Raw genomic sequence first — 21,446 nt, forward strand, 5'->3', positions numbered from 1 at the left:
TGATCTCCCGAACGGTTACGGCAGGCTTATACCGCCACGCGCGGCCAAGGGAAACAGCCAATGCGCCTGATGGCCGCAAAAACGCCGGCACCTGCTGGCCTTTGCACAGAAGCTTTGCCAAACTGCCGCCAGACAAAAAGGCGATCATATGATTATCAGCCGCGAATACCGGTTCATCTATATTAAAACCATGAAAACCGCAGGCTCCACATTGGCCGCGGCATTTCGCGGGGCCGCGGGTGAGGGCGTTTTGCGGGCACCACGCGATGGCGACGACCATGCGACGCCGATGGACAATGAAAAACTGGACCAATTGGGCCAGCACGCGTTTTTGCGTAAAACCTACAAGGTATTCGGGCCGGAAATATCTGCGTTCCGCGTGGTCACCAGCGAACGCAACCCGTTTGACAAACTCGTTTCGGCCTATTTCTTTCGCGGCAAACGGCTGGAGTATCTAAGCGCCGATACGGATTACAGGGCGGATTTTGCCAACCGATTGCGGGCGGGCGAGTATGACCGGATCATGTCGCCAAAATACTATACGCTGAGCGGCAAGATTCTGGCCGACCATGTCATTCGCTACGAGCATCTGCATGAGGATTTTGCCGAGGTTGTGCGCGATCTTGGCCTGCCCGCAGGCTCGGTTGTCAGCCACACTCTCAAAACCGATACGCGCCCCGATCTTTATCGCGGTGCAAAGGGGGTTCAGCGGCTGTTTGATGATGAACTGGTCGCATTGGTTCAGGCGCGCTTTCCCCATTATTTTGGCCTGCTTGGCTATCAGGGCATCGGAAGCGGTTGCCCGAAATTCGTGCCCCACGCCCGGCTAAAGGCCAAGCGGGCGCGGTTTTTCAAGCGGCAAACTGCCAAAACCGCGCCCGATGATCAGGGCGAAACCTGACCCGTGCCATTGGCGACGCGGCTTACGATGAATACCGCGCAAAACGCAGATATTTTGCCTGCCGCACCTGTGGCAATGCCTCGATCGCGGCCAGAGCAGCGGCATCCAGCGTTTCATCGATTCCGATCAGCGCAATCGCCTCGCCCGCCTTGTTGGCGCGCCCCAGCGCAAATGTGGCAATGTTGATATTCAGCGCGCCAAGCTGGGTGCCAAGCGCCCCGATAAAGCCGGGCATATCGGTATTCGTCGTGTAGAGCATGTTTGGCATCGGCTCGGCTTCAAGGTTGATGCCCTTGATCTGGATGAAGCGCGGGCGGCCATCGGAATAGATCGTGCCGGCCACCGCGCGCTGCTGCTTTTCGGTGGTCACAATCAGCCGGATATAGCTGCCAAAAGCCCCCTGAGCATCGCGCCGGGTTTCCGAAATCTTGATACCCATTTCGCGCGCCTTGATGGGGGCGGAGACCATGTTCACGCCACCTTCACCCAGCAATGGCAAAAGCAGGCTGGCGGTGGTGGCCGCCATCAGCGGGCGCAGGTTCATGGAAGCAACATCACCCACAAACTCGACCTCGATCTCCTTGATCGCATTGTCTGTCACCTGCCCGGCAAAGCCGCCAAGCAATTCGCAAAGCTCGATCCACGGCTTCAGCACCGGTGCTTCTTCCGCCGTTACGCTTGGCGCGTTCAGCGCGTTGGAAATGGCCCCGACCATCAGATAGGCCGACATTTGTTCGGCCACCTGTAGCGCCACATTTTCCTGCGCTTCGGAGGTTGCCGCCCCCAGATGCGGGGTGCAAACAACGTTGGGTGCGTTGAACAGCGGCGAGTCGGTCGCCGGTTCAACCTCGAACACATCAAGTGCCGCGCCCGCCAGATGCCCAGATTCCAGCGCGGCCGCCAAAGCCACCTCATCGACCAGCCCGCCACGCGCGCAGTTGATCAGCCGCGCACCGGGTTTCATTCTGGCAATGCGCTCGGCAGAAAGCAGGTTTGCGGTTTTCTCGGTTTTGGGCAGGTGGAGCGTGACGAAATCGGCCTTTTCGAGCAGGTCCTCTATCTCATCGACCTTGGTCACGCCCATCGCTTGCGCACGTTCCGCCGACAGGAACGGATCATAGGCGATGACCTTCATCTTCAGCCCGATGGCGCGCGAGGCAACCACGCTGCCAATATTGCCCGCCCCGACTAGGCCAAGGGTTTTGCCGGTAATCTCGACGCCCAGAAAACGGTTCTTTTCCCATTTGCCGGCACGGGTGGACATATCCGCCGCCGGAATTTGGCGGGCCAGCGCGAACATCATGGCAATGGCGTGTTCGGCGGTGGTAATGGAATTGCCGAAAGGTGTGTTCATGACCACAATCCCCTTGGCGCTGGCGGCGGGAATGTCGACATTATCAACGCCAATGCCCGCGCGCCCGATAACCCGCAGGTTCTTGGCATGGTCCAGCAAATCGGCCGTAACCTTGGTGGCCGAGCGAATGGCAAGCCCGTCATAATCGCCAATCACCCTGGCAAGGGCTGCGGGGTCTTTGCCAAGCTCGGGGCGGAAATCCACCTCAACCCCGGCCTGGCGGAAAATTTCAACGGCGGCGTCCGACAGTTTGTCGGAGATCAATACTTTTGGCATGGTCGGTCCTTCAGGCAAATGTTTCGGCGGCTGTGGCGGCAAAGGCCCAGTCGAGCCACGGGGTCAGCGCGGCAATGTCATCGGTGTTGACGGTCGCGCCACACCAGATGCGCAGGCCCGGCGGGGCATCGCGATAGCCGTTGATGTCATAGGCGGCATTGGCCTTTTCCAGCCGGGCGCACATGGCTTTGGTAAAGGCACGCTGCGCAGGCTCGCCCAATGCGGCGACGCGCGCATCGGTTATGCGCAGGCAAACCGAGGTGTTGGAGCGCGCGGCAGGATCGGCCACAAGGTTTTCGATCCAGTCCGAACGGTCGACCCATGCTTGCAAGGCTGCGAAATTCGCATCGGCACGGGTTTGCGCACCTGCCTGCCCGCCAATTTCCGCCACCCAATCCAGCGCATCGGCGGCATCGGCCACGGCCAGCATCGAGGGGGTATTGATGGTTTCGCCCCTGAAAATTCCCTCGATCAGCTTGCCACCCTTGGTCAGGCGGAAGATTTTGGGCATCGGCCATGCGGGCGTATGGCTTTCAAGCCGCTCCACGGCGCGGGGCGACAGGATCAGCACGCCATGCGCACCCTCGCCGCCCATCACCTTCTGCCATGAAAAGGTTACGACATCGAGCTTGGCCCAGTCGAGGTTTTGGGCAAACACCGCGCTGGTGGCGTCGCAAATCGTCAGCCCTGTACGATCAGCCGCAATCCAGTCGGCATCGGGCACGCGCGCGCCCGATGTCGTGCCGTTCCATGTGAACACCACATCGGCATCAGCGCGCACAGAGGCAAGGTCGGGCAAAGCGCCATAGGGCGCTTCAAGCAGGCGAACATCGGGCAGTTTGAGCTGCTTTTGAATGTCATTCGCCCAGCCAGCGCCAAAACTTTCCCAGGCCAGCACATCCACAGGGCGCGGGCCCAGCAGCGACCACAGCGCCATTTCAACGGCGCCTGTGTCAGAGGCGGGCACGATGCCCAGCCGGTAATCGGCGGGCAGGCCCAGCAGCGCATGGGTTTTGGTGCAAACATCAGCCAGTTGCGCCTTGGGCGCAGAAGCGCGGTGGCTGCGGCCCAGAAAGGCGCGCGCGGCCACGGCATCGGCCGACCAGCCGGGGCGTTTGGGACAGGGACCAGATGAAAATTCAGGCCGCGCAGGCAAAACACTTGGTGTCTGGGCAGGCGGCATCACAGCTTGGTTCATAACCAGCTCCGTCGTCAGGGCGAAATTCCTGAGCCTGCCGCCACTCGCCCTATCCAGCGACCTGCCCGCCGCCTGATTACGCAAGTGCAGCATGGGCGGCAAGCGGGATTTGTCGCAAATCGCGGCTTAGGGGTCGCGCAAGCGTTCCACTGGTGAACAGAGGTTTCCGATTGGCTAAATCTGCGCATAGGCATGGGCCAACATGCGCGCCAGATCATCGCCGCCAATACCTGCCGCCGAGGCCGCCTCGAAACTGGCGAGCGCGGCCCGCAGGGCGGGCACATCGACCCCGTAGCCTTGCGCGGTTTCAACAAACAACCGCGCGTCTTTCGCCACACCATCGACCGAAAAGCCGACCGTGCTGTCCTCTCCCGTGATGACCGGCAGGCGCGCACGAAACGCGCCGCTTGCCGCCGGGCCACCGGCGAGCATGTGCAGCATTTCTTCCAGCGCCAGCCCCGCCTGCCGCCCGGTGAGCAGCGCCTCTTTCAGCACCTGCCAATAGCCGACCAACATCATGTTGTTCACGGTTTTTGCCGCAGCCCCGGCACCAAGCGGGCCCATATGCAGAACGCGGCCCGCAAGCTGTTCGGCAAAGGGTTGCCAGCGTGCAACATGGTGCGCATCGCCACCCATAAGCATTCCGGCCCTCGCCTCAAGCACCAAAGGCGGGCCGCCTGCGATGGGCGCGTCGATAAGTGCGGCCCCCGCGGCACCAAGGCGCGCGGCGGCGGCTTGCAGCGTGGCCGCTGCGATCGTGCTGGTTTCTACCACCAGCCTGCCAGTCAAATCAAACCGCGCAAGCTGTTCTGAAACCTCGTCAAATGCGGGGTCATCAAAAAGCGATGTTACAAGGATTGTGCAATTTTGCACCAAGGCACCCAGATTATCGGCAAGGCGCACACCGTCCGGCGCGGGTCGCGCGGTGCGGTTCCAGCCCTGAACAGGGTTTTTATGTGCAAGCTTCTGCGCAATGGCGCTGCCCATCCGCCCCAGCCCGATGATACCGATCACCTCGCCCTGCCCCATTGCCTCTGCTCCTTTTTGACAACCGTGCAGCCCCTGGCGAACCGCGCTTCCAACTCCGACGGTCTTGTCCTAGTCTATCGCGACTCAAATCGGAACCGTTATGAATACGCCTCGGCCAAGCTCGTGGGTGATCCTGGCCTTGGTTGGGCTTGTATGGGGCACCTCCTTTCCGGTAATGCGCGTTGCATTGCAGGACCAGACCCCGTTGAATGTGGCGGCCTTGCGCATTGCATTTGCGGCCGTGGTGATTTGGGGCATCGCGCGGGCGCGCGGGCTGCGCCTGCCCGGCTTTCAGGGTGTCGACCGGCGCATCTGGCTGGCGAGCTTTGGCATGGCAGTGCTGTCCAACGCGCTGCCCTTCAGCCTGCTGCTGTTCTCGCTTGCCTATGTCAGTGCCGGATTTGCCGGCATTACAATGGCGCTGGTGCCGCTTTTGGTGCTGCCGCTGGGCCATGTCCTGCTGCCCGACCAACCGATGACCGGGCGGCGCGCGCTTGGCTTTACGATCGGCTTCATCGGTGTTGTGGTTCTGATCGGCCCCGGCGTATTTTCGCCCGGTGCGGGCGGCTGGACCGAGGTGATCGCCCAGCTTGGCTGCATTCTGGCGGCGCTGTGCTATGCGCTTGGCTCTATTGTGACCCGCCGCGCGCCACCCGGGCCAACGCTGGTATTTTCTTCGGCCGCGCTTTTGCTGGCGGCGCTGATCATGCTGCCGGTGGCCTTTATTGTCGAAGGTGCGCCGCAAATGGCAACGCCGCTGTCCTGGGCCACGGTTGCCTATCTGGGGCTGGTGCCGACCGCGCTGGCCACGCTGATGCTGGTATTCCTGATCAAGCGCGAAGGCCCGGCCTTTCTGGCGCTGGCCAATTATCAGGTGCCGATCTGGGCCGTGGTGCTGGGTGTGGTGTTTCTGGATGAAACCCTGCCATCGCGCTTTATGGCCGCGCTGGTTCTGGTTCTGGCCGGGCTTGCCATCAGCCAGGCGAAAATCGGGCGGGCACGGGTATGATTGTTGATGGCCGGGCAGTGGCCGCGGTGGCCGTGCTGACGATGATCTGGGGATCGTCGTTTTTTCTGACAACACTCGCGCTGGAAGGGTTCCACCCGATGAGCATTGCCTTTTCGCGCCTTGCACTGGCGGCCGTTGTGCTGGTGCCGCTGGCGCTGATTTCCGGTGCTGGCCTGCCGCGGGGGGCTGAATGGCGCACGGCCTTTGTGCTGGGAGCGGTCGGGCTGGCCCTGCCCCAGACCCTGCTGGCCTATGCACAGCGCGAATTGCCCTCGGGCACCGTTTCCATTTTCATTGCCGCAGTGCCGCTGTTCACGCTGGTTTTCGCATGGCTGGTCTTGGGTGATTTCATCAGCAAGCGACGCTGGACGGGGTTTGCCATTGGCTTTGTGGGCCTATTGCTGCTTGCCGGGCCAACTGCTTTTGCAGGGATCAGTGCCGGGCCGGTCTCGGTGGTCATGGCAATATTTGCAGCGGTTTTCTATGCGGTTTCGGCCATCGCCATACGCGGCATGAAGGGGATGCACCCGTTTCGGGCCACGGCGGGTGCGATGATCATGGGATCGGCGGTGTCTGCCGTATTCGGCATCAGCCAGATGCCCGCCAGCCTGCCCCCCTCGGGCGCGATCATCGGGCTTGTGGCGCTTGGCCTGTTCCCGACCGGGCTTGCGCAGATCTTGCGCTATTACACGGTGCGCCGTTCGGGCCCGGTCTTCTCCTCGATCGTCGGCTATCTTATCCCGATCTGGGCAGGTTTTTTGGGGGTTGCGATACTGGATGAAGCGTTTTTGTGGCGTGATCTGGCGGCTTATGGGTTGATTTTGACCGGGCTTTTGGTGGCGCGCGAAAGGCGCAAACCCAGCTAAGGCCGGGGGTTTCACACCCCCGGACCCGATGCTGGTAGCCGGGGGTTTCACACCCCCGGACCCCCGTGGGATATTTATGAGCAAAAGATGGGGTCAGGCTTTTGCGATTTCGGCGGCGATGGCGTTGACGGTTGTTTCGAGCAGGGTGGCATCGGCGTGTTCGCCCATAACGCGGATCAGCGGTTCGGTGCCGGATTTGCGGATAAGCAGGCGGCCTTCGGTGCCGAATTTGGCTTTGGCGTCGGTTATGGCTTTCTGCACGCGCGGCGCATCGAGCGGGACGCGCGCCGCATCAAAGCGCACATTTTGCAACAATTGCGGCACGGGGGTGAAAACGCGGGTGAGTGCGCTGGCTTTCTGGCCGGTTTCGACCATTGCGCGCAGCACCTGAAGCCCGCCGATCAGCCCATCACCGGTGGTTACAAAGTCGGACATGACGATATGGCCGGATTGTTCGCCACCCAGATTATAGCCGCCCGCGCGCATTTCCTCGACGACGTAACGATCCCCTACCGGGGTGCGCAGCAATGTCAGGCCGTTATCGGCAAGGTGACGTTCCAGCCCGAGGTTGCTCATCACCGTTGCGACCAGCGTGTTCCTGGCCAGCAGCCCCGCTTCGGCCCAGCGCGTGGCGATCAGCCCCATCAACTGGTCGCCATCGGCCACAGCACCGGTTTCATCGATGATGATCACCCTATCGGCATCGCCATCAAGGCAGATACCAAGATCGGCACCTTCGGCCAACACACGGGCGGCGGCGGCTTCGGGCGCGGTCGAGCCGCAGCCATCGTTGATGTTGAACCCGTTGGGCGAAACGCCCATTGCCACAACCTCGGCCCCGAGTTCCCACAACACCTCCGGCGCGGTTTTATAGGCAGCGCCATTGGCGCAATCGATGACGATTTTCAGACCGTCAAGCCGAAGGCGGCGCGGCAGCGCGGTTTTGGCAAATTCGACATAGCGCGTGCGGTCGCCTTCGATGCGGCGGGCGCGGCCGATATCATCCGAGCCGGCCAGCGGTGCGCCGCCTTCAAGCAGGTCTTCAATGGCGTGTTCCACCTCGTCCGACAGTTTATAGCCATCGGGGCCGAAAAACTTGATGCCATTGTCGTAATAGGGGTTGTGCGAGGCGGAGATCATCACCCCCAGATCGGCGCGCATGGAACGTGTAAGCATACCCACCGCAGGGGTTGGCACGGGGCCAAGCAGATAGACATCCATGCCGACCGAGGTGAGGCCGGCGGTGAGCGCGGTTTCCAGCATATAACCCGAGCGGCGCGTATCCTTGCCGATGACCACGCGGTTGGCGCGGGCATCGCCCTTGAAGTAATGGCCGACGGCCACACCAAGCCGCAGGGCGAGTTCGGCGGTCATCGGGTGGGTGTTTGCGCGGCCACGAATACCATCGGTGCCAAAATATTTGCGGCTCATGGCGCGCCTTTCTGTGTGTGTTCGGGCAAGATGGCGCGCCAAAGCGCCACCGCCTGCCGGGTTTCGGCAACATCATGCACGCGCAGCCATTGCACACCCTGATCGAGCCCGGCAAGGGCTGTGGCCAGCGAGCCCGGCACGCGCTGCGCGGGCGCCTCTGCCCCGCCGATCATGCCGATGAAGCGTTTGCGCGATGTGCCCAGAAGCAGCGGGCAGCCAAGCATGTGGAACAGCGCCAGCCCGCGGATCAGCGCCAGATTATGGTCGAGCGTTTTGCCAAAGCCGATGCCGGGATCGGCCAGAATGGCGCTGCGCGGAATGCCCGCAGCCGCGGCCAACTCCATGCGGGTTTCAAGAAAATCATAGACATCGAGCAGCACATCATCATAGCGCGGGTCTTGCTGCATGGTGCGCGGATCGCCAAGCGCGTGCATCAGGCAGACGGGGGCGCGCGCGGCGGCAATTGTTGCCGGCATGGCCGCATCATAGCCAAGGGCCGCAACATCGTTCACAAGATTGGCCCCCGCCACCAGCGCGGCGCGCGCAATATTGGCTTTGCGCGTGTCGACGGAAATCGGCAGGCTGAACCCTTGTTCGCGCAGCGCAGCAATAACCGGGATGATGCGGCCAAGCTCTTCGTCTTCGCTGACGGGCGCAGCACCGGGGCGGGTGGATTCACCGCCGATATCCAGAATATCGGCGCCGTTTTCAGCCATTGCCTGCGCGGCATCCAGGGCAGCATTCAGGGCGAAATGGCGGCCACCGTCAGAAAATGAATCCGGGGTGACATTGAGAATGCCCATGATGACGGGACGCGATTGCGAAAGCCCGCAAATATCGGGGCGCGGGGTGGTCAGGCGGGCCAGACTATCGGCGGGGATATCAGCAAGGGCAACGCGCCTTGGCGGTGCATCGCGCGACAACAACTCAGCATGGTCGAACCAGAGCGGGCCGCCACCAAGCGCAGCCGAATGCGCCGGGCGGCAGGCATCGCGCTGCAAAAGAGGGCGATAATAGCCCATTACGTGGCGCGCCATTTGATGGAACATCCCATTGATGGCATCTGCCCCTTTGGCCCCTGCCCTGTGCGCGTGACATGGCGCATGGCATCGACCAGCTCGCTTGCCGCAGCATCCGGGCGCGGGTTGCGGCCAAATTCGTCGATCCGGCCCTGGTATTGCAGGCCCAAATGCGCGTCATAGCCAAAGAAATCGGGGGTGCAGACCGCACCATAAGCCCGGGCAACAGACTGGTCGGCATCATACAGATACGGGAAGTTGAAGCGGTGCCTTTCGGCAAACAGCTTCATGTTTTCAAAGGAATCCTCGGGGTAGGCTTCAGCATCATTCGCGCTGATCGCCACAAAGCCAAAGCCCATCTCCTGCAAGGTTGCCGCATCTTGCACCAGCCGTTTCGTAATGCCGATCACATAGGGGCAATGGTTGCAGATGAACACCACCACAAGCCCGCGCACGCCGCGCAGATCGCCGATGCCGTAAATCGTGCCATCGGTTGCGGGCAGGGCAAAATCGGGGGCTTTCTGGCCGAACATGGCGGGGGTTGTGCTGGTTGTGGCCATCATACGCTCCTGGGTTTTGCGGTAATGATAGGTCATGCCAGTCATGCCCGCCAAGCGCAAGCGCGCTAGAGGCGGTGAATTTCGCCGATATCAAGCGTTACAACCGGCATATCGGCACCTGCCTGTGGCGCGGTATGGCCAATGACCGCCAGTTTTGCAGCATGAAAATGCTCGGCAAACCACAGCGCAAGTTCGGCGGGGTGGCGGGCATCGGCGCGCGGGCTTTCAACGGCATCAAGCACAATTTTTGACGGCGCCCAAACCGAAAGCTGGCCGTGCTTCATGGCCCAGTCCAGCTCGGTGCGGCTGGCGACAACCACGCAACGCTTGTCGCGCGCCGCAAGGCTCCAGGCATTCTGCTCGATCGCCAGAAGGTCAATCCGCCGCTGTGCCAGTTTGTTGGCGGCAACGGGCGCGGGCTGCGGCACCATCTCCACGCAGATAATGGCCGGTAAAACATGCGCGGCTATCGCATCAAGCCATTGCGGCAAGTGTTCAGATTGCAGCACGGCGTTTGACAGGAAAACCACCAGCGGGTGCGGCACGGCATCGGCCTGGGCGGGTTTGGCGGGGTTATGCAGGCGCGGAATATCGGGCGCGGGTTTGGAGCGCACAATCTCCACCCCCAGCGTTCCGGGGATGCGGTCGAGCTTTTCGATGCGCACAAAGGCGCGAATGGCGCGCGGATCGGCAAGGCAACGTTCGGCCACGCGCTCGGCAAGGGTTTCAAGCAGGTTGATACGCTCATCGGCCAATTGCATGTCTATCGCCTCGGTGATCGTGTCATAGGAAATGACCTTGTCGACATCGTCATCCTGCGCGGCGGTGGTTGCAGCCACTTCAAGCACCACGTTGAAGCGGATGCGCTGGCGCACGCCGCGTTCGGCCTGAAAGGCGCCAATTTCAACCTCGACCACGTAATCGCGCACCGAAATACGGTCGCGCGGGTCGGGCCCGGCGGTGGCTTTGGCGCGGGCATTCGGCCCTTCAAAGGCGATGGCGGTTTCGTCCATTGGCTCCACCCTTTCCGATAGGCAACCTGCGGGCCGCTTTTAAGCAGATTGCTGCCCCAGTTCAAACGTTTATCCTGCCTTGGCCTTGACAGTTTGGCGCGCAAACGCCGAAAACAGGCCAACCCGAACATGCCGGAGCCTACCCATGTATATGAACGCCAACACCCCCCGCGATGCTGCGCGCGCCGAATTGGCGGCAAATTACGACCTTGCGCCATCGCTGGCGGCGGCAAAGGCCACATCAGAGCTGTATGCGCGCGTATCGCGCGTGATCCCCGAAGTCGACTGGGCCAGGCACGCGCCCTATATTCTGGCCATCCAGAAGCTGAAGGCTGAAAAGGATGCGGTGATTTTGGCGCATAACTACATGACGCCGGAAATCTTCCACGGGGTTGGCGATGTTTCGGGCGACAGTTTGCAACTGGCCATTGCCGCCACCAAGGTAAGCCAGCAAACCATTGTGCAATGCGGTGTGCATTTCATGGCCGAAACCTCGAAAATTCTGAACCCGGCCAAAACCGTGCTGATCCCCGACAGCCGCGCGGGCTGTTCGCTGGCCAGCTCCATTACCGCTGCCGATATCGCAAAAATGCGGGCCGACTATCCGGGGGCGGAAGTGGTGTCCTATGTCAACACCACCGCCGCGGTGAAAGCCGCATCCGATATTTGCTGCACGTCGTCGAACGCGCTGCGCATTGTCGACAGCCGCCCCGGCGATACGGTGATCATGACCCCCGACGGCTATCTGGCGCAAAACGTCGCCAGGGAAAGCAAGAAACGCATTGTCTATTGGGAGGGGGCCTGCATTGTGCATGAGCAATTCACCCCCGAGGAAATTCGCGCATTCCGCGAAGACAACCCCGGCATCAAGATCATCGCCCACCCCGAATGCCCGCCCGATGTGATTGCCGAAGCCGATTTTTCCGGCTCCACAAACGGCATGATCAACTGGGTGCGCAAACACCGCCCCGAAAAGGTTGTGATGGTCACCGAATGCTCCATGTCGGATAATGTTGCCTCGGAATTGGCTGAGGTGGAGTTCGTGCGCCCTTGCACGATTTGCCCACATATGAAACGAATAAGCTTGGAAGGCATCCTTTGGGCGCTGCATAGCGGAACGGAAGAGGTGCTTGTGGAGGACGCATTGCTTGACCCGGCGCGCCGCGCTGTCGAGCGGATGATCGCGCTGGGTTGACCCCGGCAAAAGCGGAGGACAGCAATGAAACTTCTCAGAACCTTGTTGATGGGCGCGCTGCTTGGCCTGGGGCTTGCCACTGTGGCGACCGCCCAATCCTGCCCGGCGCAACGGCCAAGCGGCAATGTAAACCGCGCCATCAGCGCAACCCCGGTTGATCAGGCGCTGTTTTCAGCACTTGTGCTTTATCATACCAATGTTGAACGCTGCCGCCGTGGGATGCGCCCCTTGCAAACGACCCCCGGAATTCTGCGCGCCGCAATCGTGCTGGCCGAGGGCATGGCCGAGGACCGCAACTACAGCCATGTGCTGAACCAGCCCGGCGTGCGCAACCTTGCCGACAGAATGCATTTTGCAGGTGAACCCTTTCAGCGCGGGGGCGAGAATATCGCGCTCAACTTCTTTTATGCGCTTAACGGGCGCAGTTTTACCGGGGGCGGGTGCAATTTTCGCTATCAGTCAAACGGGCAGCCCGTGCCGGCGCATAGCTATGCCAGCCTGGCCGAAGAGCTTGTTTCCAGTTGGATGGCATCGGCCGGGCACCGTGCCAATATCCTCAACCGCCGCTACAATCGCATGGGGGCGGCCATCGGGCTTGATCCGCGTGGCCAGCTTTGCGGGCAGGTTTATGCCGCCCAAACCTTCGCAGGATAGACTTGCAGCACAGCGATGAGCATTGCGCGCACGGGCCGCTGATTATTGGCGCCGGGCTTGCCGGGCTGTTTACCGCGCTCAAACTTGCCCCCAAAGCCTGCACTGTCATCTCGCCCGAGCCATTGGGGGCGGGCGCATCCAGCAGCTATGCGCAGGGTGGCGTTGCCGCAGCCATGTCAGCCGATGACAGCCCGGCCGCCCATGCGGCCGATACAATTGCAGCCGGTGCCGGCACCGTGGCCCATGACATCGCCCAAAGCGTTACCGCCGAAGCCCGCGCGCGCATAGATGACCTTCTGGCCATCGGCACACCGTTTGAACATGGGCCAGACGGGCAGCTTTTGCTTTCGCGCGAGGCGGCGCATTCGGCCGCGCGCGTGGTCCGCGTGGGGGGCGATGGCGCGGGGCGGGCGATTATGCTGGCACTGGCCGCGCAAGTGCGCGCAACCCCGTCAATTCATCTGGTTGAAAACACCATCGTCGATGACCTGCTGCTGGAGAATGGCAAAATCTGCGGTATCGTCGCGCGCCGTGCCGATGACCTGCCGGGCGAGTCATTTATCATGCGCGCCCGCGCCGTTGTTATGGCAACAGGCGGCATTGGCGGGCTTTACGCCACCACGACCAATCCAAGCCGCGTGTGCGGCCAGGGGCTGGGCATGGCGGCGCGGGCCGGCGCGCAGATTGCCGACCCGGAATTCGTGCAGTTCCACCCCACCGGCATCGCCATCGATGCCGACCCGACCCCGCTGGCAACCGAGGCTTTGCGCGGCCACGGGGCGACATTGATCACCGCAGATGGCCACCGTTTCATGCAGGGTGAACACCCCGATGCCGAGCTTGCCCCGCGCGACATTGTTGCCCGCGCCATTCATGCCCGCGTAACAGCCGGGGTTGCGGTGTATCTGGACACGCGCGCCGCCATCGGGGCCGCAATTGACCAGGAATTTCCCATTGTCGCCAATTATTGCCGCGCGGCGGGAATAGACCCGGTGACCCAACCCATCCCCGTGCGCCCCGCCCAGCACTACCATATGGGCGGTATAGCCACCGATGCCCTGGGCCGCAGCAGCCTTGCGGGCCTGTGGGCTTGCGGCGAGGTCGCCTGCACAGGGCTGCACGGGGCCAACCGGCTGGCCTCAAACTCGCTGCTCGAAGCTCTGGCTTACGGTGCGCGCATTGCCCAGGATCTGCAAAGCCTTGAGATTGCGCCAGAAAATCGCAGCGCCATGCCCGATGCCGCGCCACCAATAAGCAGGCAGCGCATGGCGCCCAGCCATGCAATTGCACAGTTGCGCCAGGTTATGGATGACCATGTCGGCGTCATCCGCACGGCGACCGGCCTAGGCCACGCGCTTGGAACCATCGCCACGCTCGAGGCGGAATTTGCCCCGGAGTCACGCGCGTTCCTGAATATGACAACGGCGGCGACCCTGGTGGCCGCTGCCGCCTTTATACGGCGCGAAAGCCGTGGCGGACATTTTCGCAGCGATTTTGCACAGGCCAATCCCCGCTGCGCCCGCCAAACACGCATGGCCTTGGCCGAAGCCCTGAAGATTCGCGCCCGGTTTCAGCCTAGTTGAGCGCCAGTTCGGTCGGACGGCGATAAAACAGATGCGCGCCGATCTGCGCGGTCTGCTCCAGCGCGCGCGCCCAGCGCGGACTGACCGCCGTCGTGTGATAATAGGTTGCGCCAGCGGTAAGATTACGCTGGCGCCCGTCGATCATCATTGCGGCAATACGGCCTGCACGGGCATAGGCGACCTTTTCGCCCACATATTCCGCGCGCCCGTCGCAAAGGAAGGAAAACTGGCAGCCATTCAACTGCTCTGCGCCCTGGTCTGCGCCCTGGCGCACGACCTTGCACACGGTATCGGGGTAGCGCGGGCTGTCAACGCGGTTCAAAATCACCTCGGCAACGGCCATCTGGCCCAGCAGATCTTCGCCCCGCGCCTCGAAATACAGCGCTTCTGTCAGGCATGACCATTGCGCATCACCGCCCGCCTCGGGCATGTCATCCAGCATATCCAGGCTGAACCCGGTTTCGATCACCGGTGTTTCAAAGCCGCGCGTGGCGTTTTGCGCAATGCTGGCAAGGCGGTTTGCTTCGGCATCATGGGCAATGCGCGATGACGAGCCAACGAGCTGGTCGCTATCGTCTTGCGGCGCCTCGACAAAGTTGAAACCGGCGCTGTGGTCATCCAGACCGTCGGATGTGTTTGCCGCCAGCGCGATCCGTTCCTGGTTCTGGACAGATTCAATCTGGTCAGACACCTGCAGTTGCGGGTCTGGCGAGGCATCAATTTCAACGCGCAGCGCATTGGCCAGAGTCGTGCTGTAGATCGGCACGCTCATCACACCCAGCAGCGCCATAACCAAAGCAAAGCGTATGCGCTGTTCGCGCCGTGATACAAATTCGATTTTCATAATAACCCCCGGTGCGTTTCGGTAGTGGCCACATGGCCCCCAGGCACCTGAACTTCAAAACTCTCGACGCGCGTTCATATCGACAAACGCCGCGATTGCCAAAAGAAATCCGGCACAAGTTGACGTAGGGGTAAGCCTGTCTGCGCGAGGATCCGCCGATAAGTTGCGAGACTCGCACGACGAATCGCACTTGTCGCGGATTCCGGCCCCAACGGGGTGTTGCCGGCCGCGACGGTCATATTCAGGAATTACCGAAATCTTAACCGAATCACTTTAACGCGGCGCCGCGCTCGGCCAAAATGCTGGCCTGTGCGGCGGCCAATCTGGCAATGGGCACCCGAAAAGGTGAGCAGGACACATAGTCAAACCCCGCCAAACGACAAAACCGCACGGCGGCCGGGTCGCCCCCATGCTCGCCACACAGGCCAAGCACAAGGTCCGGGTTGGTATCGCGCCCGCGCCGCGCCGCCATGACCAGCAATTCGCCCACACCTTCCAGATCGAGCGTATGGAAAGGGTCTTCGGCAAACACGCCACGCTGCACATAGTCGCGCATGAAGCGGCCCGCATCGTCGCGCGACAGGCCATAGGTCATCTGTGTCAAATCATTTGTGCCGAAACTCAGGAAAGCAGACGATTTTGCCAGATCCTTGGCGCGCAGCGCGGCGCGCGGGGTTTCGACCATCACGCCAAGCTTGTAGGCAAAGCTCGATCCGGTTTCCGCCTGCACGGCGGCGGCAATGGCATCGACACGCTCTTTCACCAATTCAACCTCGCGGTTGGCCGACACCAGCGGGATCATGATTTCCGGCACCACGGGCGCGCCGCCCTGCGCATTGATCGCCACGGCAGCCTGAAAGATCGCGCGGGCCTGCATATCGTAAATTTCCGGCATGGTGATGCCAAGGCGCACGCCGCGCATCCCCAGCATCGGGTTGACCTCGGCCAGTTCGGCGGCACGCGCGCGCACATCGTCAATACCCACATTCATGACGCGGGCAAGATGCTCCAACTCATCCGGTTCTTGCGGCAAAAACTCGTGCAAGGGCGGGTCGAGCAGGCGGATCGTTACGGGCAGGCCGCGCATGATGTCGAACAAGTCGATGAAATCGGCGCGCTGCATGGGCAAAAGGCGCTGCAAAACCTCGGCCCGCGATGCGGCATCATCGGCCAAAATCATCTCGCGCATGACGGTTATGCGCTCGGGCTCAAAGAACATATGCTCGGTGCGGCACAGGCCGATACCATCGACATTGAAGCTGCGGGCTGCACGGGCATCGGTGGGGGTGTCGGCATTGGCACGCACCCCGATGGAGCGGACCTTGTCGGCCCATGACATCAGCACCGTGAACGGGCCGCCAAGATCGGGGGCGATCATCTTGCAGGTGCCGTTGATGACCTCGCCGCTGGTGCCGTCGATCGTGATGATATCGCCTTCGCTGAAAATGCGCCCCTTGGGGCCGCGAAAGCTGCGCGCCTTCATATCCAGCCGCAATTCGGCCGCGCCCACAACGCAAGGCAGGCCAAGGCCACGCGCAATAACGGCGGCGTGGCTGGTCATGCCGCCGCGGATGGTCAACACACCAACCGAGGAATGCATACCGCGGATATCTTCTGGCGACGTTTCGTGGCGCACAAGGATCGCCGCTTCGCCCTGCGCTTCGGCGGCCATTGCGGCTTGCGCCGACAGCACAATGCGCCCAGTGGCGGCACCGGGGCTGGCGGGCATGGCGGTGGTCACAACATCGCGGGTTTCATCCGGGTCTATCTGGTGGTGCAAATGCTCTGCCAGACTGCGCGGCTCGATCCGCAACAAGGCATCTTCGCGGCTGATCAGCTCGGATTTGGCCAGATCAACGGCAATGCGAAGCGTGGCGCGGGCTGATCGCTGCGCCGGGCGCACATCGGTCAGCCAGGGTTTGCCAGTGGCATCGAGCGCGAATTTCACGCGGCAGGCATCGGCATGGCCACGGGTCAGCGGGGCTTCCAGTGCCTTGAGCGCGGCGCATTCCCTGGCGGAAAGTTCGCTTAAAGGATGCTCTTTCCCGTCTTGCAGAACATAGCCGACAAGCTGTGCCTGCCCGCTGCTTTGGTCTACAAATTGCAGCCGCCCCGTGCGGCAATTGGGCACCAGAACCTGCGCGATAATCGCCAGCCCCGCATCTTCCGGCGCGCCCTTGGCGGCACGCAATATGCGGGCCGAGGCGGAATGCCAGCCCCGCGCCATATGGCGAAGCGCGGCGCGCAACTGGCCGGTGGCAGTGTCGGGAAACGCATCCTCGGTTTCGGCTTGATAGGCTTCGCGGGCGGTCTGAATTTGATGGCGCAGATCGGCGGCACTGTCACCGCTTTGGGGCGGTGGGGCGATGCTGTTGCGCGTTGCACCGGACACGGCCGCACCCAAATTGCGGATACATTGTAACTGCAAGCGCAATGCTTCGACCTCGCCGCGCGTGGCAATGAAATGGTCTAGCGTGTCGGCGGCCACACCGATCGGCAGCAGGCTTTCCGGCCCACCCCATTCGGCCTCTTGCGGGGCGGCACGAAGGGCGAGAACCTGACCGCCCAGCGCATCGGGCCATGTAATTTCGGCACCATCGGCAATGGCGTCGACCAGTTTCGGGGGGTAGACAAGCGCCTGCGGCACATCCAGCCCAAGGGCGGCAAGCCGTGCCAGCCTTGCGCCCCTTGCCCCAAAAACCTGCGCATCGACCGCGCCGGTGGCGTGTATCGACAGCGGTTTCAGACTGGCAACCGTTTGGGGCATGATGCTCGCTTTCTTGCACTGCACCATAAAGCGTGCGGCGCGCTTGGCAATGGCCCAGCGCGGCTTATTTTAAGGCTGATGCGCGAAAACCTAGCCCTGAAGCGCGCCAAACATGGCAACCTGCTGCATGGTGGCGCGGATGCGGTGAAGCAGGCACAGCCGGTTGCGGCGGATCATGGCATTATCGGCATTGACCTGCACGCCCTCAAAAAACGCATCAATCGGGGCGCGCAAGGCGGCAAGTGCGGCCATTGCGGCGGCGAAGTCTTCGGCCTTCAGCGCGGGGGCAAGGGCCTGGTCGGCGGCATCGAGTGCGGCGAACAACTCCGCCTCGGCCCCCGCTTCGGCCAGCTTGGCCTCGGGGTCGAGCGAGTATTCAACACCGTCCTTCTTTTCCTCGGCACTCAGAATGTTATTGGCGCGTTTGAACCCTTGATGCAGGTTGGTGCCATCGTCGGTTTTGACGAATGCCTGGAGCGCCTCGGCCCGTTTGACAAGCAGGGTCAGGTCATCATTGCCGGGCATGGCAAGGCAGGCGTCGATGACATCATGGCTGATGCCTTGGTCGCGGAGGTAGACCTTGAGGCGGTCGTGGAAGAAAGCGAGAAAGCTAGGTTCAGCTTCCAGCCAATTAGCACGAACATTTCGAACCGCATCAATTGCTGAAAATTCGTCGGTAGAACCTGTTTGTCCAAAAGACTCATTAATGAGTCGATCTACCATCTCTGATAAAGCCATTTCAAATTCTGGAGAAAGCACATTAAAACTTTCCGCAAGTTCGATAATCTCATTCTGGTAGATTGAAATCTTTTTGGAAGCAGCGGTTGCTTTTGATAGCTCAGATTTCAACGCGACCTGTAGTCTGTTGGTTAAAGTAATGGCAATAGCACTTCTCGCCAATTTGCTAAGATCTAGTGTTATGCCATTCCCCAACACCAACCGAATAACCCCCAGCGCCGCCCTGCGCAGCGCATAGGGGTCTTTGCTTCCGGTCGGCTTTTCGTCAATCGCCCAAAACCCGGTCAGCGTATCCAGCTTGTCGGCCAGCGCCACGGCCACGGAAACCGGGGCGCTTGGCACGGTGTCGGTAGGTCCGAGGGGGGCGTAGTGGTCTTGGCAGGCGGCGGCGACTTGGGGGTCCAGCCCGGCCTCAGTTGCATAATAGCGGCCCATCAGGCCCTGAAGTTCGGGGAATTCGCCCACCATAGCCGAGGACAGGTCGGCCTTGCAGATGCGCGCAGCCTGTTCGGCAAGCGCGGCATCGGCCCCGACCATTGGGGCGATTTCGCGCGCAAGTGCGGCGATGCGCGCCACGCGTTCGGCCTGAGTGCCGAGTTTGTTGTGGAAGGTGACGTTTTCCAGCTTGTCGGCCATATCGGCCAGCGGGGTGCGCAGGTCGTTTTCCCAGAAGAATTTCGCGTCGGACAACCGCGCGGCCAGCACCTTGGAATTGCCCGCCAGAATGGTGGCGCCATTATCGGCGGTTTCGCGGTTGGCGACGGTGACATAACCCTCGATCCGCCCGGTTTTCGGGTTGCGGACGGAGAAGAATTTTTGGTGTTCGCGCATCGAGGTTTGCAGCACCTCGGGCGGCAGGCCCAGAAAATCGGCCCCGATTTCGCCCATCAGCACCACGGGCCATTCGACCAGCCCGGCAACCTCGGCCAGCAAAGCCTTGTCCTCGACCAGTTCAAGGCCGCGCGCAAAGGCAAGCTCGCGCGCGTCGTGCCAGATTTTCTCGGCCCGCGCATCGGCATCAAGCATGACATTGGCGCGCAGCAGCTTGGCGGCATAATCCTCAAAACCCGAAACGGCAAAGCGTTTGGGGGCCATGAAGCGGTGGCCTTCGGTGGTATTGCCAGCCGCGATACCGTCAATATCAAACGGCACGATCTCGGCCCCCTCAACATCGGACAGGATGCACAGGATCGAGCCGATGGGCCGCACCCAGCGCAAGCTGCCAGCCCCCCAGCGCATGGATTTCGGCCACGGGAAATTGCGGATGGTATTGGTCACAACCTCGGCCACGATCTCGGCCGCCGGGCGGCCCGGCTTTTCGATCACCGCAAACCAGACCTGGCCCTTCTTATCATCGCGGGCTTCAAGCTGGTCGCGCGTCAGACCGGTGGAGCGTAAGAACCCTTCCAGCGCCTTTTCGGGCGCATCGGTGCGCGGGCCCTTGCGTTCTTCACGCACGGCGCGGCTTTCGGCGGTCAGATCCTCGACCGAAAGCGCCAGTCTGCGCGGGGTGTGGAAGGCAGCGGCGGCGGCATAGGTCAGGCCCGCCTCGACCAAACCATCGGTGACAAGGCGCTTCAAATCGGCGGCGGCTTTGGCCTGCATCCGTGCAGGAATTTCTTCGCCGAAAATTTCAAGCAGCAAATTCATGGGCTTAGTCCTGATATTTGGCATTAAGCTGGCGCCATTCATAGGCGCGGCCATCGGGGTAGACGGCGATCATCCGGTCGGCGGCATTGCGTTCTTCCAGCGCCGCCAGATAGGCAATGGCGCGCCCGGCCTCGATGTCATTGGTCAGGGCTTCATAATCATAGCACTCGAACCAGCCGGGGGCGGAAAGCGGTGTCGGTCGTTCAGCGGTTGGCAGGTCGGCAAATTCTGCGGGATCGACCGTGAAACAGCCCCGGCGTTTCAGCGGGGATGTCACGCTGTCTATGCCAAGATAGTTTTCCACCGGGCGTTCGACACCACCAGCCAGCACGGTCGGCATCCCATCGGTCACCTCATATTTCGCATAGAGCTGTGCATACCAAAGACCGGCGCCAAAAACGGTTGTGAAGCCCAGAAGCGACAGGACAAATACGCGCCCGTTCATGCTGTTGCCGCTTCGGTTTGCAAAAATGCAGCGGCACAGGCGGCGGCAAGCCTGCGCACACGGCCAATATAGGCCTGGCGTTCGGTTACTGATATCACGCCGCGCGCGTCGAGAAGGTTAAACATATGACTGGCCTTGATACATTGGTCATAGGCGGGATGCGCCATGATGATTTTGCGCCCGGCACCATCGGTTTCGGGCGCGGCGAGAATGCGGTCACATTCGGCTTCGGCATCCTTGAAATGCTGAAGCAATATGTCGGTATCGGCAATATCGAAGTTCCAGCGGGAAAATTCCTGCTCGGTCTGCTTGAAAATATCGCCGTAGGTCAGCGGGATGGGCGCAGACGGGTCGTTGAAGGGCATGTCCATCACATGGTCGACCCCCAGCACATACATGGCAAGGCGCTCCAGCCCATAGGTCAGCTCGCCGGAAACGGGGTGGCAATCCTGCCCGCCGACCTGCTGGAAATAGGTGAATTGCGAAACTTCCATACCATCGCACCACACCTCCCAGCCAAGCCCCCAGGCGCCGAGTGTCGGGCTTTCCCAGTCATCTTCGACAAAGCGGATGTCGTGCAATGCCATGTCGATCCCGATCGCCGCAAGGCTGCCGAGATACAGATCTTGCAGGTTTGGCGGGCTGGGTTTGATCAGCACCTGATACTGGTAATAATGCTGCAAGCGGTTGGGGTTTTCGCCATAGCGCCCATCGGTCGGGCGGCGCGACGGTTGCACATAGGCCGCCGCCCAAGGCTTTGCGCCAAGGCTGCGCAACGTGGTGGCAGGGTGGAAAGTGCCCGCGCCAACCTCCATGTCATAGGGTTGCAGCATGGCGCAGCCCTGCCCGGCCCAGTAAGATTGGAGCCTCAGGATGATTTCCTGAAAACTGCGCGGTGCGGTTGGCTTGGCCAT

18 protein-coding genes are annotated in these 21,446 nt (G+C 61.6%); 6 read left to right on the plus strand and 12 right to left on the minus strand.

The genetic code is table 11. The annotated features are described in order from the left end of the window. Positions 1 to 148: 148 nt before the first annotated feature. The gene (locus tag LGT41_RS15185) at positions 149 to 901 is read left to right on the plus strand and encodes a hypothetical protein (protein WP_274127771.1); all 753 of its coding nucleotides are present in this window, start codon (positions 149 to 151) and stop codon (positions 899 to 901) included. Positions 902 to 923: 22 nt separating this feature from the next. Here LGT41_RS15185 and serA read toward each other — a convergent pair whose 3' ends face one another. The 3 genes from serA to LGT41_RS15200 form a co-directional block, all read right to left on the minus strand. Further along, a complete protein-coding gene (gene serA / locus LGT41_RS15190; RefSeq protein ID WP_274127772.1) occupies positions 924 to 2,531 on the minus strand; it encodes a phosphoglycerate dehydrogenase in 1,608 nt (535 codons plus the stop codon). Positions 2,532 to 2,541: 10 nt separating this feature from the next. Further along, the gene (locus LGT41_RS15195) at positions 2,542 to 3,729 is read right to left on the minus strand and encodes a phosphoserine transaminase (RefSeq protein WP_274127773.1); all 1,188 of its coding nucleotides are present in this window, start codon (positions 3,727 to 3,729) and stop codon (positions 2,542 to 2,544) included. A 174-nt stretch (positions 3,730 to 3,903) separates the two neighbouring features. Further along, on the minus strand, positions 3,904 to 4,758 hold the full coding sequence (locus tag LGT41_RS15200) for an NAD(P)-dependent oxidoreductase (protein WP_274127774.1): 855 nt from the start codon (positions 4,756 to 4,758) through the stop codon (positions 3,904 to 3,906). A gap of 100 nt (positions 4,759 to 4,858) precedes the next feature. On the opposite strand from LGT41_RS15200, the gene LGT41_RS15205 reads away from it, so the two are divergent. Next, positions 4,859 to 5,767 carry a DMT family transporter gene (locus tag LGT41_RS15205; protein ID WP_274127776.1) on the plus strand — a complete coding sequence of 303 codons (909 nt, stop codon included), beginning with the start codon at positions 4,859 to 4,861 and terminating at the stop codon, positions 5,765 to 5,767. Continuing rightward, positions 5,764 to 6,633 carry a DMT family transporter gene (locus LGT41_RS15210; RefSeq protein ID WP_274127777.1) on the plus strand — a complete coding sequence of 290 codons (870 nt, stop codon included), beginning with the start codon at positions 5,764 to 5,766 and terminating at the stop codon, positions 6,631 to 6,633. Before LGT41_RS15205 ends, LGT41_RS15210 begins: the two co-directional genes overlap by 4 nt. A 93-nt stretch (positions 6,634 to 6,726) precedes the next feature. Here LGT41_RS15210 and glmM read toward each other — a convergent pair whose 3' ends face one another. From glmM to LGT41_RS15230, 4 genes are read right to left on the minus strand one after another with little or no spacing between them, the layout of a single operon-like run. Next, the gene (gene glmM, locus LGT41_RS15215) at positions 6,727 to 8,064 is read right to left on the minus strand and encodes a phosphoglucosamine mutase (protein ID WP_274127778.1); all 1,338 of its coding nucleotides are present in this window, start codon (positions 8,062 to 8,064) and stop codon (positions 6,727 to 6,729) included. Then, positions 8,061 to 9,086: a dihydropteroate synthase gene (folP, locus tag LGT41_RS15220; protein WP_274127779.1), complete on the minus strand. Its 1,026-nt coding sequence runs from the start codon at positions 9,084 to 9,086 to the stop codon at positions 8,061 to 8,063. Before folP ends, glmM begins: the two co-directional genes overlap by 4 nt. After that, a complete protein-coding gene (locus tag LGT41_RS15225) occupies positions 9,086 to 9,688 on the minus strand; it encodes a thioredoxin family protein (protein WP_274127781.1) in 603 nt (200 codons plus the stop codon). The genes folP and LGT41_RS15225 overlap by 1 nt, the downstream gene beginning before the upstream one ends. 20 nt (positions 9,689 to 9,708) lie before the next feature. Further along, on the minus strand, positions 9,709 to 10,656 hold the full coding sequence (locus LGT41_RS15230; RefSeq protein WP_274127783.1) for a dihydroneopterin aldolase: 948 nt from the start codon (positions 10,654 to 10,656) through the stop codon (positions 9,709 to 9,711). 145 nt (positions 10,657 to 10,801) lie between these two features. Here LGT41_RS15230 and nadA point away from each other — a divergent pair, with 145 nt between their 5' ends. Genes nadA through LGT41_RS15245 form a run of 3 tightly spaced genes read left to right on the plus strand, consistent with a single transcriptional unit; the run spans position 10,802 to position 14,088 of the window. Then, positions 10,802 to 11,851, plus strand: coding sequence for a quinolinate synthase NadA (gene nadA, locus LGT41_RS15235; RefSeq protein ID WP_274127785.1), 1,050 nt, complete (start codon positions 10,802 to 10,804; stop codon positions 11,849 to 11,851). A gap of 24 nt (positions 11,852 to 11,875) precedes the next feature. Further along, the gene (locus LGT41_RS15240; RefSeq protein ID WP_274127786.1) at positions 11,876 to 12,505 is read left to right on the plus strand and encodes a CAP domain-containing protein; all 630 of its coding nucleotides are present in this window, start codon (positions 11,876 to 11,878) and stop codon (positions 12,503 to 12,505) included. A 2-nt stretch (positions 12,506 to 12,507) separates the two neighbouring features. Then, positions 12,508 to 14,088: an L-aspartate oxidase gene (locus tag LGT41_RS15245; RefSeq protein WP_274127787.1), complete on the plus strand. Its 1,581-nt coding sequence runs from the start codon at positions 12,508 to 12,510 to the stop codon at positions 14,086 to 14,088. Here the strand turns inward: LGT41_RS15245 and LGT41_RS15250 are convergent. The 5 genes from LGT41_RS15250 to LGT41_RS15270 all read right to left on the minus strand — a co-directional run bounded on the left by LGT41_RS15250 (position 14,081) and on the right by LGT41_RS15270 (position 21,446). Continuing rightward, positions 14,081 to 14,932, minus strand: a complete 852-nt coding sequence (locus LGT41_RS15250; RefSeq protein WP_274127788.1) for a cell wall hydrolase — start codon at positions 14,930 to 14,932, stop codon at positions 14,081 to 14,083. The two genes, LGT41_RS15245 and LGT41_RS15250, sit on opposite strands and share 8 nt — an antisense overlap. A 268-nt stretch (positions 14,933 to 15,200) precedes the next feature. Then, the gene (locus LGT41_RS15255; RefSeq protein ID WP_274127790.1) at positions 15,201 to 17,699 is read right to left on the minus strand and encodes a putative PEP-binding protein; all 2,499 of its coding nucleotides are present in this window, start codon (positions 17,697 to 17,699) and stop codon (positions 15,201 to 15,203) included. Positions 17,700 to 17,789: 90 nt separating this feature from the next. Beyond that, positions 17,790 to 20,087 carry a glycine--tRNA ligase subunit beta gene (gene glyS / locus LGT41_RS15260; RefSeq protein ID WP_274127791.1) on the minus strand — a complete coding sequence of 766 codons (2,298 nt, stop codon included), beginning with the start codon at positions 20,085 to 20,087 and terminating at the stop codon, positions 17,790 to 17,792. Between the two features lie 4 nt (positions 20,088 to 20,091). Beyond that, positions 20,092 to 20,532, minus strand: a complete 441-nt coding sequence (locus LGT41_RS15265; protein ID WP_274127792.1) for a DUF6446 family protein — start codon at positions 20,530 to 20,532, stop codon at positions 20,092 to 20,094. After that, positions 20,529 to 21,446: a glycine--tRNA ligase subunit alpha gene (locus LGT41_RS15270; protein ID WP_274127793.1), complete on the minus strand. Its 918-nt coding sequence runs from the start codon at positions 21,444 to 21,446 to the stop codon at positions 20,529 to 20,531. Before LGT41_RS15270 ends, LGT41_RS15265 begins: the two co-directional genes overlap by 4 nt.

The sequence above is a fragment of the Abyssibius alkaniclasticus genome (assembly GCF_020447305.1).
GTDB classification, from domain to species: domain Bacteria; phylum Pseudomonadota; class Alphaproteobacteria; order Rhodobacterales; family Rhodobacteraceae; genus Abyssibius; species Abyssibius alkaniclasticus.